The following is an 11,582-nucleotide window of genomic DNA, read 5'->3' as shown; positions in this document are numbered from 1 at the left end:
ACTCCTCCAGCCGCTCCTAAACTCGGGGGGCATGGGACCGGCACCGAACCTTGTCCAGGTCACCGACAGCGTGTACCTCGCCCAGGGCCCGGCCGTTAACTGGACCGTGGTCGTCGACGGGACCGGCGTCATGTTGATCGACGCCGGTTATCCCGGCGACCGGGAGGCGGTGCTGGCCTCGCTGCGGCAGCTGGGCTACGGCGCGGGCGATGTTCGCGCCATCCTGCTGACGCACGCGCACATCGACCACCTGGGCTCGGCCATCTGGTTCGCCAGCCAGCACGGCACGCCGGTGTACTGCCACGCCGACGAAGTGGGCCACGCCAAGCGGGAGTACCTGGAACAGGTGTCGATTCTCGATGTCGCCCTGCGCATTTGGCGGCCGCGGTGGGCGGTCTGGGGCCTCCACGTGGTCCGCAGCGGCGGCCTGACCCGCGACGGCATCCCGACCACGCAGCCGCTGACCGCCGAGACGGCCGCCGGCCTGCCCGGTCACCCGATGGCCATTTCCACGCCTGGCCACACCAGCGGGCATTGCTCGTATGTCGTCGACGGCGTGCTGGCCAGCGGCGACGCGCTGATCACCGGCCACCCGTTGCTGCGGCACAGCGGGCCGCAGCTGCTACCGGCGGTATTCAGCCACAGCCAACAGAATTGCCTGCGCAGCCTGAGCGCGCTCGCCCTACTGGATACGGCGGCGCTGCTGCCCGGTCACGGCGACGTGTGGCGCGGCCCCATCCGTGAGGCGACCGATCGGGCACTCGCGCTGGCGCAATGAAAGGAGGGGCATGTCAAACAACGAAAGTTTTCAGCAATCCGCCGAACGGATCTACCACGACTGGGACGAGGCGCTCAGCAACGACGACGTGGAGGCGCTACTCGCGCTCTACGCTCCCGACGCGGTCCTGGAGAGCCCGGCGGTTCCGCTGACGATGGGCACCGAAAGCGGGATATGCCGCGGGCACGACGAGTTGCGGCCGCTGCTCGAACGGGTCGCCGCACGAAAGCCGCCGTTACGCACCTACTACCGCACCGGGTTCCTCACCGATGGCAGCCGAACGATGATCTTCGAGTACCCCCGCGCTACACCCGATGGCGAGCAGATGGATTTCGTCGAGGTCATGGAGATCGCCGACGGCCTGATCCAGCGCCACTGCGTCTACTGGGGCTGGCGCGGAGTCAAGGTCATCCAGGACGACGCGTATCACAAGTAAGCCCAAGGTGATCGCGCAGCGTTTCGCCGCTGTACCCGGTGCGAAACGCGCCGCGCTCCTGCAAAAGTGGGACCACGCGATCGACGAACTCGTCCAAACCATGCGGTGTCAGGTGGGGCACCAGGATGAACCCGTCGCAGGCATTGGCCTGGATGTAGAGGTCGATCTCGTCGGCGATTCGGGCGGGGGTGCCGACGAACTGCTGCCGGCTGGTGACGGCGATGACGAGTTCGCGGATCGACAGGTTGTCGGCCGCGGCGCGCTCGCGATAGCGGCGGGCCACCGCGACCGGGTCACCGTGGCGCACCCGCCCCTGGGTGATGTCGCTGTCCACGACCGGATCGAAATCGGGTAGCGGCCCGTCCGGATCGTGGTCCGAGAGCTCGCGGCCCCACACCTGCTCGAGCATCGCGATGGCCGTCGCGCCGCTGACTTGCTGATAGCGGATGTGGCGGGCTTTCTCCTCGGCCTCGGCGTCGGTGTCGCCGATGACGAACGTCGCCGCCGGAAAAACCTTGAGCCGGTTGGGGTCTCGGCCATAGGACGTGGCCCGTCCCTTGACGTCGGCGTAGTAGCGCTGCCCGTTTTCCAGCGACGAATGCAGGGTGAACAGGGCGTCGGCGTGCCGGGCGCCGAATGCTCGGCCGTCGTCGGAGTCGCCGGCCTGCAGCAGGATCGGATGGCCCTGCGGGCCGGCGGGCAGCGTCGCGAAGCCGCGCACCTCGAACTGCGGGCCGATGTGTTCGACGCTGTGGATCCGGTCCGGGTCGACGTAGCTCCCGGCCTGGACGTCGGCCAGCACGGCATCGGCTTCCCAGCTGTCCCAGAACTTACGGGCGACGGTAACGAACTCCTCGGCGCGCAGGTAGCGGTCGGCGTGCTGGAGAAATCCCCCACGCCGGAAGTTGGCGCCGGTGAAGGCGTCCGACGACGTGACGATGTTCCATCCGGCGCGGCCGCCGGACAGGTGATCGAGGGTTGCGAATTGCCTTGCCACTTCGAATGGTTCGTTGAAGGTGGTGTTGATCGTGCCGGTCAGCCCGATCCGTTCGGTGACGCCCGCCAGGGCCGCGAGCACGGTGAAGGTGTCCGGCCGGCCCACCACGTCCAGGTCGTAGATCCGGCCGCGGTGCTCGCGCAGCCGCAGCCCCTCGGCCAGGAAGAAGAAGTCGAACAACCCGCGCTCGGCGGTGCGGGCCAGGTGCACGAACGAGTCGAATTCGATCTGGCTGCCCGCGCTGGGATCGGTCCACACGGTGGTGTTGTTGACCCCCGGGAAATGAGCGGCCAGATGAATGGGCTTGCGCTGCTTGCCTTCCCGAACGCTCATCCGGCCAGGCCCCATCGTTTGGCGATGAGCTCATGGGAGCGCAGGCGGTCCGTGTGGCGGTGGGTCACCGAGGTGATGACGAGTTCGTCGGCGTCGGTGGCCCGCTGCAGGGTGTGCAGCCGCTCGGCGACTTCGTCCGGATTTCCCACGAATTGCGTTGCTATCCGGTCTTTTACCACGGCCAGTTGTTCGTCGGTCAGCGGCGGGCAGTGGTCGGGATCGGGATACGGGATGGCCCCGCCCCCGGCCCGAATCGAGTACACCCATTGGCCGTAGCTGGACGCCAGCTGTTTGGCCGTGGCGCTGTCGTCGGCCACCACGATGTCGGCCGACACCACGACATAGGGCCGCGCCAATGCCGCCGACGGCACGAAGGCGTCCCGGTAGGCGTCGATGGCGTCCAGCGCGGTGGCGGGGGTGATGTGGTAGCTGGCGACGAACGGAAGGCCTAGCGCGCCGGCCACCTTGGCGCTGCGTCCCCTGCTGCTGCCGAAGATCCACGGCGTGAGCGCCGCGCCCTCGCCGGGCACCGCATGCAGGTCGAAGCCGTCGACCTCGTAGGTGCCCGCGAGCATGGCGATGATGTCGCCGAGTTGCTCTTCGAAGTCGGGCGCGACCGCCTCGGGCTGCTGCAGGACCGACATGCTCGCCTTCACCCGGCCGCTGCCCAGCAACCCCCGCAGGTCGAACGGTGGCGGGATCACCACCCCGTCGACCTCGCGCCATTCGCGCGACGGTTCAGGCCTTGGGGGTCGCGGCCCTCTCGGCTTCGATATTCGTCGCTGGGCCGAGCGGCCCAAGCCGAGGTCGATGCGGCCCGGGTAGAACGCGTCCAGCATGCCGAAGCTCTCGACCACCGCTGCGGCCGTGGTGTGGCTGAGCTGCACCGCGCCCGACCCCACCCGAATCGTGTTGGTAGCGGCCGCGATTTGTCCGATGAGCACCGCCGGTGCCGCACTGGCGACGGCGACGAAATGATGCTCGGCGATCCAGAAGCGGCGATAACCCCACTCCTCCGCCCGCTGGGCCAGCTCGATGGTGTTGCGCAACGCCGTCGCGACGTCGCCGCCTTCGCTGACCGGCGCGAGATCCAGGATCGAGATGGGAACCCCGTTCATCGGCTGACCGCCGTGTACCGGTTGACGGCGACCGGGAGGCCGAGGCGCGCGCGCAGCGTTTCGCCGTCCCGATAGCCGTCGCGGAACCGTCCGGTCCGCTGCAGCAGCGGCACCACCTCGTCGACGATCACCGGGAGGTCGGTGGCGTTGATCGCCGGACGCAGCCGCGCACCGTCGATGCCCAGCCGCTGCCATTCCACGAGCAAGTCCACCAATTCCGTTGCGCTGCCGGAGAAGACGAGCGCGTCGGACCGGAAGTCCCCGTTACCGTCGAAGGACACCACCACATCGGCGAACACCTTCAGCCCGGTGCCGCCCCCCGCGCGTACCTCGCCGAGGATGCCGCGGACCGACGCCTCGTCGGTGGGCGTGATGAACACGAGGTCGGCTGTGGCGGCGGCGAATTCGTAGACGGGGCCGGCGTGCGCCAGCGCGGCGACCACCGGCTGACCCTGCGGCGGTCGCGGCGTGATCGACGGCCCCTTGACGGAGAAGTGCTTGCCGGCGAAGTCGATGTAGTGCAGTTTGTCCGTGTCGACGTAGCGCCCGGTGGCCACGTCGCGGATGATCGCGTCGTCCTCCCAGCTATCCCATAACCGCCGCACGACGTCGACGTACTCGGTGGCCTCTTCAAAGAGAGGCGATAGCGGAATCTGGGCCGCGTTCCGCCGGCCGAACAGCGCGGCCTCGTGTGCGGTGACGCTGACCCGCGGTTGCCAGCCCGCCCGGCCGCGCGACACAAAGTCAAGGGTGGCAATGGCTTTGGAGATATGAAACGGCTCGGTGTGGGTCACGGTGGCCACCGGAACCAGCCCGATGTGGCGCGTCGCGGGAGCGATGCGGGCCGCGATCAACACGGCGTCGCCGCGGCCGGCCAGGCGATCGGGATGGATGCGCTCGCCCCGTCCGATTTGCGGCATCAACGTGTCGTCGATGGTGAGGAAGTCGAGCAGCCCGCGCTCGGCGGTGGCCGCCAGGTGAGACCAGTAGCCGCCGCTCAGCACCGATGGGGTGTCGGGATCGGACGCCAGCGTGGAACGCCAGGCCTGCGGGTGCCAGCCGTACCCGTCGAGTGCGACCGCCAGATGCAACGGAGCGGTCATGCGGGTCCCCACGCGAGGATCTTCTCGAACGCGATGGGATGAAACGGTCCCCAGGACGGAATCGGCTCGGCCTCCACCCGGGTGTACCCGGTCGCGTCGTACAGCGCCTCGGCCTCGGGCTGGCGGTTGCCGGTGATCAGGTACAGCCGGCGGTAGCCGCGCGTCGCGGTCTCCGCCTCCAGCGCCGCCAGCAGCGCCTTCGCGTAGCCGCAGCGCCGATGCGCGCGGTCGGTCCAGATCCGCTTGAGTTCGGCGGTCTCGTCGTCGAAACGCCGGAACGCGCCGCCCGTCACCGGCACGCCGTCCAGCACGCCGATCAGCAGGCCGCCGTCCGGCGCGGCCAGCTCCGCGGGCGGCACCGGCAGCCAGGACAGGTGCGCGCTCGGTGTACCGCCGTATCGCTGCGCGTATTCGACGGCCAGCTCGGCGAGCAGCGGCTGCGCCAGGGGGTCATCCTGGGCGGCGGCTACGAACCGGAGCTGGGAACTGGGCATCACCTAACTGTCTAACGCCTGCCCCGTGGATGCATTCCGGCCAGGGCTCAACCGCGCGCCCGGGACCGGGTGGCGGTGACGTACCGCGGGGTGATCGCCTCGTCTTCCGGGCTGCCGCGCCACCGGCCGGCCATTCCGATCGGGGCGAATAAATCCGCGACCTTCCGCTCGACCGTTTCCCAGCCGCGGGCCGCCAGATGCTGGGGAACATAGCGGTATTCGCCTGAATAGGTCAGCCCGGCCAGATCGACGTCCAGCCCCTCCTGGCGCCAGATATCCATAAACGCCCGCCCCTCCTCCAACTGCGTGGGGGTCCACGTGGGCATGTGATCGGCGGCGAGCCGGCTACCGGTAGCGCTGGCCGCCGTGAGTGTTTCGAGTAACCGATTCTGTGCGTCGGGCGCCAGGTACCCAACCAACAGCCCCTCGGCAACCCATACCGTGCGTTGGGAGGCGTCAAAACCCACACGCCGCAGCCCGTCCAGCCAATCCTCACGAAGATCGATGCCGATCGCGCGGCGGTTCGCGGTCAGTTCGGCGCCCAGCCCGCGTAGCACGTCTGTCGTGAAATCCACGATTTCCGGCTGATCGATTTCATACACCGTGGTCCCCGATGGCCACCACAGCCGATACGGCCGGGTGTCCATCCCGCACCCCAGGTTCACCACTTGTCGTATGCCGGCCTTCCCGGCCTCGGCGAGGTATTCGTCCACGAATCGCGTGTGTGCCGCAAGGACATCGATGAGCCCGGTAACTACGGGCGATCTGCCGGCGTCATCGGCGTACCGCTGGTCCTCGATCAACCTGGTGAAGTAATCCACGCCCGCGGCACGAACCAGGTGCTCGGCGAACGGGTCGTTGATGAGCCCCTTGTTGGTGCCCACCGCCCTCGCGACGGCGCCGAACGTCGCGGTCATTCCGACGCCGGTGGCCGGATTCCAGGTGTCGTCGTCGGTCCGTGTCATCGTCGGTTTGCGCCGTGCCGCGCGGTCAGCCCGACGGCGGCTCGCCAACCGAGCAGCAGGACCGCGGTGACCGATGCCGCGACCAGTACGAAAGTCGCCGCCACCCCGGCCGAGCTGGCCTTGCGCAGCAGCATGCCCACCGCCACCGTGCACAACCACACGACCACCCCGGTGGGAACCACGGCCGTCGGGCGCTGCCAAGCCCGGGAGACCAGCCACCCGATGACGGTTCCGGTGAGAAACGGCCATGCCGTCGTCGCGACGCCCCCGATGGTGAGCCCTTCGGCGTGGCTGCGGCGTCCGAGGGCGCAGAACACCAGCACAGCGACTACGTCGATGCCCAGCCAGGCCAGCCGTTGCATGCAGCGAGACTACCGGGCGCGGCGGCCGTCCTTGACCCCAACGCCGTGGTGAACCTAGATTTCGTCGGCAGTGATTGGCCATTCACATCCCGGCAGACTGGCGCTAGTGACCGGCGCCGGATCGGGCATCGGCAGGGCGATCGCCCTGGGATTCGCCGCCCAGGGCAACCGGGTCGTCGCCGCCGATCTCGACGAGTCGACCGCAGCGGCCACCGCGGCGGAGCAACCTGAGCTGATCACCGCGCTGCCGGTGGATGTCGCCGATCCTGCCCAAGTCGACGCCTTGCGTGACCGCACACACGACGAGGTAGGGGTGCCCAACATCGTCGTCAATGCCGCCGGTTGGGACCGCACCGACCAATTCCTCAATGCCACACCGGAATTCGCGGCCAAAGTGGTAGCGATCAACTACTTGGGTCCAGTGCATGTGTGCGGTGCGTTCCTGCCCGCGATGATCGAGACCCACGCGGGCGGACGGGTGATCAACTTGGCCAGCGACGCCGGCCGCGTCGGCAGCTCGGGTGAATCTATCTATGCCGGCGCAAAGGGCGGCGTTATCGCGCTGAGCAAGTCCCTGGCCCGGGAAATGGCCCGCCATCGGATCACCGTCAACTGCGTGTGTCCAGGCCCGACCGACACACCGCTGTTTCACGCACAGCCCGAGAAGCTGAAAGAGGCGCTGGTCAAAGCGATTCCGTTCCGCCGTCTGGCGCGTCCCGAAGAGGTCGCGGCACCGGTGCTGTTCTTTGCCTCCGACGCCGCGTCGTTCATCACCGGACAGGTGATCAGCGTCAGCGGTGGTCTCACGATGGCTGGTTAGTGGCAGGCTGGCCCCATGAGCACTGATGCGCCTCCCGCCTTCGACCGATACGACCCGCTCGGCCTCGACGCATCCCTGTCGAGCGACGAGATCGCGGTGCGCGACACCACCAGGAAGTTCTGCGCCGAACACGTCCTCCCCCACGTGGCGGAGTGGTTCGAGATCGGCGACCTGCCGGTCCGCGAGCTCGCCGAGCAGTTCGGCCAGCTCGGGCTGCTCGGCATGCACCTGCACGGCTACGGCTGTGGCGGGGCGTCGGCCGTGCACTACGGCCTGGCCTGTACCGAGCTGGAGGCCGCCGACTCCGGCATTCGGTCGATGGTCTCGGTGCAGGGATCGCTGGCGATGTTCGCGATCTGGAACTTCGGCTCGGAGGAACAAAAGCAGCAGTGGCTGCCCGGCATGGCCGCGGGCGAGCTGCTCGGCTGCTTCGGGTTGACCGAACCCGACGTCGGATCCGACCCCGCGGCGATGAAAACCACTGCGCGGCGCGATGGTGCGGACTGGGTGATCAACGGTCGCAAGCTGTGGATCACCAACGGCTCGGTCGCCGACGTCGCGGTCGTGTGGGCCGCCACCGACGACGGGATCCGCGGGTTCATCGTCCCCACCAAGACACCCGGCTTCGCCGCGAACACGATTCACCACAAGCTGTCGCTGCGGGCATCGATCACCAGCGAACTGGTGCTCGACGACGTGCGACTGCCCGCCGACGCGATGCTGCCCGAGGCGAAGGGGCTGCGGGGGCCGCTGTCCTGCCTGTCCGAGGCGCGCTACGGGATCATCTGGGGATCGATGGGAGCGGCCCGAGCGGCCTGGCAATCCGCACTGGATTACGCCACGCAGCGCACCCAATTCGGCCGTCCGATCGCCGGATTCCAGTTGACCCAGGCGAAACTCGTCGACATGGCGGTCGAGCTGCACAAGGGCCAGCTGCTGTCGCTGCACCTCGGCCGCCTCAAGGACAGCGTCGGGCTGCGGCCCGAACAGGTCAGCTTCGGCAAGCTCAACAACACCCGTGAGGCGCTCAAAATCTGCCGGGATGCTCGAACCATATTGGGCGGCAACGGGATATCGCTGGAGTATCCCGTGATCCGGCACATGGTCAACCTGGAGTCGGTGCTGACGTACGAGGGCACTCCAGAGATGCACCAGCTGGTGCTCGGCCAGGCGTTCACCGGCAGCGACGCCTTCCGCTGAGGGCGGCCGGTCGGTAACCTTGGGAACCATGGCGCTTCGCATTGGCGCGGCTATTGCGGCGGGTGTGCTGTCGCTGAGTGCTGTGGCTCAGATACCAACGGCGACCGCCGATGTCACGCTGCCCGCGATGACGTCCGGCGGGGGCGGAGCGATCATCGGCGGCGGCAACAATGCCGGGATCGCGCAGCAGTTGACGAGTCTCGGGAATCCGAATGTCCAAGAGGTAGACGGCTCGGACGCGGCCCAGTTCATCACGGCCGCCGCCGCGGTCAGCAATGCGCAGCTCGCCGCGCCCTTCGGACTGCTGCGCCGCGCGCTGGCCTGCCAGACCAACAATGCCGGATTCGGGGCGCGCGCCTACCGGCGCAACGACGGCCTGTGGGGCGGCGCGATGCTGGTCGCCGCGAAGAGCACCGCCGGCAACGTCGACGCCCTTGCGAGCTGCGCCAAAACGAATTGGCGCAGGCCCACCACCGGCAACCAGACGTCGATGTGCGACAACGGCTGGACCACCCCCAACTCCTTCGAAAGTCGCGGCGGCGAAGCCTATTACATCTTGCTCGCTGGTACGGCTGACGACTTCTGCAGCCAGCTCAACGGCAAGTACAAGACGAATGCGGGCGCCTGGCCGTTCTAAACCGTTGGCGTGTCGACGATGTCGGGCTTTAGGTGTCGCCACCAGCAGGACAGGTACAGCAGCATCGAGCCGACCAATGCGACGATGACCCAAAGCACGACCGAGACATCGATCCAGGACCCCAGCGGCGGTGCGTCCGGAAGGGCATTGCGCAGCGGTATCACCGCAAAAAGCATTGCCGCATACCAGGTTGTCATCGGCGGTTGGAATAGTCGCCGATCGCGCGCAGTCTGCGCCGCAACCCAGACACCTACTCCGGCAAGCGCGATCAACACCGCGACCATCACGGCAGCGAACACCGCGGTGCTCGGCGACCGATGCAGCTCGACCCGGTAGGGTTCGGGCACACCGGCTTTACTACCAACGGGAATGTCGAGCCGCCAGCCCGGAACGCGGTCAACGAATTTGACCCAAGTCCGTTCCGGTACTTCCGCGGCGCCGCGGAACAGATCGACTGTGACTGGTCCGGAGTCGTAGCGATCGAAGGGCCAGTCCGAAGGGTCACCGACAACGGGCAGTGCAACCGAAAAGACGCCCGGCACCGTGCCCTTCGACCACTCGCGTTTGGTGGGCATTGCCGCGGAGTGGACCCGGACACCGAGGTCCTCCTTGAGGCCCCCGGTTCGCTGATCCAGCAGGTCGGGCCCGGGCGTAACCGTCACGTTGGCGTTGAGGACGCCCTTCACCGACTGCAGTTCATCGAAGTTGATGGTCACCGTGGTTCCGTCGGCAGCGGGCTGACCCTGAGTAAGTTGAATGGGACAGCCACAACCGGACCTCGCGTAGAGCGTCATCGTGGTGATATAGGCCGCAACGAACACGACCACCAGACCGACGATCCGCAATCTCATGACCAAATAGTGTAAGGGCGCGATGGTTCCGTTCGGCGCAGTACCCCTACGCCACAAGCGCTTTCGATATCCGCGCTAGAACGGCGGCGGGTCGGCCGCCATTCGGGCTTCGTTGATGCCGCGTTCCCAGCCGATGCGGGCGGCGCGGTCTTGGGCGCGGGTTCGTCGTCGCAGCGGCATCATCACTCCGCGGTTGGGCTGCGGCGCTGGCATGCAAGTCGGCGGGGTCAGCGCTCCGGTCGGGAGGGCCAGCGCCGGAAACAGCAGAGCACCAAACGGTTTCGTGGTGTACGTGCGACCGGACGGAGACGTCCACACCACCGTTCCGTCGGGCAACTGGAGATCGCGCCAATCGGTATAGAAGGTCTTGAGCAGGTGGTGGTAGCGACACAGGAGTTTGAGGTTCGACGGGTGGGTGGGACCGAGCGGAAACGGCACGGTGTGGTCGATATCGCAAACCTCAGCCGGCGCGTCGCAACCGGGGAATCGGCATGTCAGATCGCGGAACCGGACGAATTCGGCCAACGCCGCAGAAGGTCGGTAACCGGCTTCCGACTTCGCCCGCGCAATCGGCAGCGACTTGATCTTGGCGGAAGCAGCCAGATCGCGCAGCAGCGGCGCCGGCACGGGGCCGAACCCTGGTAGGTATGCCGGAGCCTGCGAGTCGCCTTTGACCGCCGCCTCTTCGGCTAGCACATGAATGACCACACTGGTGCCCGGCTCCCGTTGTGCGGCAGCGCAATCCGCTGTACCGCAATGGCAACGCAGCCCGTCCAACCCGGCGGCCAGCGCACCCAGCGCGTCGGCGCGCCGCTGCTTTTTGGTCCGCGGGTCGTCCCGGCAGACGGTAGCGGCCAGCTCGTCGAGGGCGCGATCCAACGCGGCCCCGTCGGTGGAGTGCAGCTGCGCATAGAACCCGGCGAGCCCGGGAGCCGCCGGCAGAAACTCGACATAACGATCCTCGGTGCGAACGCCCGGGGCCCGCAGACCGGCCGGGTCGAACCGCGCAACCCACATGTCGATACGCTCAACGACTTTCGGCGCGGACATCCGCATCCAGCTCGGGGCATGCCTCGCTACCGTCGCGTCCAACCTCGCGACTAGCTCGGGATCTTCGACCAACTCGGTGCGGTATACCACGGCCGCTATCAGCCGGAAATCAATGTCGCCCCGGGCGAATACCTCTGCCACGCGGGGCAGGCGCTCGCGCAACGCAATCGCGTACCGCAGGCGAGCCGCGGCCCGGCCTCGGCTGACGCGCATCGCGGCGGCCACCTCGGCCACCACGTTCTCGTGGCCGTCGACGGCCCAATTGAACCGGTCGGCGTCGTCGGCCGGCGCCCGGCGCGCGTACAGCTCGCCGATCGCCGCCAATTCACGCGCGCACTCGGCGTTCTGCGCGCGGGCCGCGGCGGTGATCGCATCGACCACGACGCCGTCGTCCAGCCCTTCGAACATACGTTCGATTATAGAAGGTGCTTCCGACAA

Annotated in this window: 13 protein-coding genes; 5 read left to right on the top strand and 8 right to left on the bottom strand. The window is 67.7% G+C overall.

The window, feature by feature from the left end:
* Positions 1-31: 31 nt before the first annotated feature.
* Together A5736_RS13140 and A5736_RS13135 are read left to right on the top strand one after the other, a co-directional pair.
* A complete protein-coding gene (locus A5736_RS13140) occupies positions 32-778 on the top strand; it encodes an MBL fold metallo-hydrolase (protein WP_076246666.1) in 747 nt (248 codons plus the stop codon).
* A gap of 10 nt (positions 779-788) precedes the next feature.
* Positions 789-1,214: a nuclear transport factor 2 family protein gene (locus tag A5736_RS13135; protein WP_076123595.1), complete on the top strand. Its 426-nt coding sequence runs from the start codon at positions 789-791 to the stop codon at positions 1,212-1,214.
* Here A5736_RS13135 and A5736_RS13130 read toward each other — a convergent pair.
* The 6 genes from A5736_RS13130 to A5736_RS13105 are packed head-to-tail and all read right to left on the bottom strand — an operon-like array spanning position 1,186 to position 6,586.
* Complete coding sequence (locus tag A5736_RS13130) at positions 1,186-2,544, bottom strand: NtaA/DmoA family FMN-dependent monooxygenase (protein WP_076246664.1); 1,359 nt, start codon at positions 2,542-2,544, stop codon at positions 1,186-1,188. The genes A5736_RS13135 and A5736_RS13130 overlap by 29 nt on opposite strands.
* Positions 2,541-3,662, bottom strand: coding sequence for an LLM class flavin-dependent oxidoreductase (locus A5736_RS13125; RefSeq protein WP_076246662.1), 1,122 nt, complete (start codon positions 3,660-3,662; stop codon positions 2,541-2,543). Before A5736_RS13125 ends, A5736_RS13130 begins: the two co-directional genes overlap by 4 nt.
* On the bottom strand, positions 3,659-4,765 hold the full coding sequence (locus tag A5736_RS13120; protein WP_076246660.1) for an LLM class flavin-dependent oxidoreductase: 1,107 nt from the start codon (positions 4,763-4,765) through the stop codon (positions 3,659-3,661). Before A5736_RS13120 ends, A5736_RS13125 begins: the two co-directional genes overlap by 4 nt.
* A complete protein-coding gene (locus A5736_RS13115) occupies positions 4,762-5,259 on the bottom strand; it encodes a GNAT family N-acetyltransferase (protein ID WP_076246658.1) in 498 nt (165 codons plus the stop codon). The genes A5736_RS13120 and A5736_RS13115 overlap by 4 nt, the downstream gene beginning before the upstream one ends.
* A gap of 47 nt (positions 5,260-5,306) precedes the next feature.
* On the bottom strand, positions 5,307-6,224 hold the full coding sequence (locus A5736_RS13110; protein WP_076246656.1) for an SAM-dependent methyltransferase: 918 nt from the start codon (positions 6,222-6,224) through the stop codon (positions 5,307-5,309).
* The gene (locus A5736_RS13105) at positions 6,221-6,586 is read right to left on the bottom strand and encodes a DUF3054 domain-containing protein (protein ID WP_076246654.1); all 366 of its coding nucleotides are present in this window, start codon (positions 6,584-6,586) and stop codon (positions 6,221-6,223) included. The genes A5736_RS13110 and A5736_RS13105 overlap by 4 nt, the downstream gene beginning before the upstream one ends.
* A 70-nt stretch (positions 6,587-6,656) precedes the next feature.
* Here A5736_RS13105 and A5736_RS13100 point away from each other — a divergent pair, with 70 nt between their 5' ends.
* The 3 genes from A5736_RS13100 to A5736_RS13090 are packed head-to-tail and all read left to right on the top strand — an operon-like array spanning position 6,657 to position 9,243.
* Positions 6,657-7,406, top strand: coding sequence for an SDR family NAD(P)-dependent oxidoreductase (locus tag A5736_RS13100; protein WP_139333296.1), 750 nt, complete (start codon positions 6,657-6,659; stop codon positions 7,404-7,406).
* Between the two features lie 15 nt (positions 7,407-7,421).
* A complete protein-coding gene (locus tag A5736_RS13095) occupies positions 7,422-8,606 on the top strand; it encodes an acyl-CoA dehydrogenase family protein (protein ID WP_076123588.1) in 1,185 nt (394 codons plus the stop codon).
* 19 nt (positions 8,607-8,625) lie between these two features.
* Positions 8,626-9,243 carry a hypothetical protein gene (locus tag A5736_RS13090; RefSeq protein ID WP_076246652.1) on the top strand — a complete coding sequence of 206 codons (618 nt, stop codon included), beginning with the start codon at positions 8,626-8,628 and terminating at the stop codon, positions 9,241-9,243.
* Here A5736_RS13090 and A5736_RS13085 read toward each other — a convergent pair.
* Positions 9,240-10,094: a DUF4436 domain-containing protein gene (locus A5736_RS13085; protein ID WP_076246650.1), complete on the bottom strand. Its 855-nt coding sequence runs from the start codon at positions 10,092-10,094 to the stop codon at positions 9,240-9,242. The two genes, A5736_RS13090 and A5736_RS13085, sit on opposite strands and share 4 nt — an antisense overlap.
* 75 nt (positions 10,095-10,169) lie before the next feature.
* Positions 10,170-11,552 carry an HNH endonuclease signature motif containing protein gene (locus tag A5736_RS13080; RefSeq protein ID WP_076246648.1) on the bottom strand — a complete coding sequence of 461 codons (1,383 nt, stop codon included), beginning with the start codon at positions 11,550-11,552 and terminating at the stop codon, positions 10,170-10,172.
* Positions 11,553-11,582: the final 30 nt, after the last annotated feature.

This window comes from Mycobacterium sp. SP-6446, from assembly GCF_001954045.1.
Lineage (GTDB): Bacteria > Actinomycetota > Actinomycetes > Mycobacteriales > Mycobacteriaceae > Mycobacterium.
This window is presented reverse-complemented; position numbering and strand designations above follow the sequence as displayed.